The sequence below is a fragment of the Alcanivorax sp. HI0044 genome (assembly GCF_001634945.1).
Genome location: NZ_LWEZ01001883.1, coordinates 1 through 453, shown reverse-complemented (window position 1 = coordinate 453; position 453 = coordinate 1). Strand labels below are relative to the sequence as shown.

At 60.9% G+C, this 453-nt stretch carries 1 protein-coding gene; it reads left to right on the top strand.

Features of this window, described 5'->3' with window-relative positions:
- Positions 1-50: 50 nt before the first annotated feature.
- The coding region (locus A3730_RS28175; protein WP_231884074.1) for a CocE/NonD family hydrolase at positions 51-453 on the top strand (403 nt) is incomplete at its 3' end.

Sequence of the window (453 nt, the reverse complement as noted above, 5' to 3'; positions counted from 1 at the left end):
CGTTGATTATCGCCACTCACGGTTTTGGTGGCTTCCGCGCGAAGCGCCCCATGTCAATTTACGGCAAATCCATCCTCACCGGTGAAGCCGCCATCGCGGCGTGGAAAGCCGGTTACTGGGTGGTCTTCTACGACCAGCGGGGCTGGGGACAGTCCGATGGCCACGTGCACATGATGGACCCGGACTTTGAAGTCGCGGATCTAAGTAATGTGATCGACTGGTCACTGGGCCACCTTCCCGGCGTCAAACGTATGCCTGACGGTCAGCCCGCCATCGGCATGATTGGCGAGTCTTACGGTGCCGGCTTGCAGACGCTGGCCGCCTTCACCGAACCGCGCCTGCAGGCACTGGTGCCGCTCACCGGTTGGCACGACATGAACAGTATTGCTCCGAACGGCGAGTTTCGCAGCGCCTGGGGCGCTGTTTTGCTGGGCGTTGGAGGCATTAACAGTG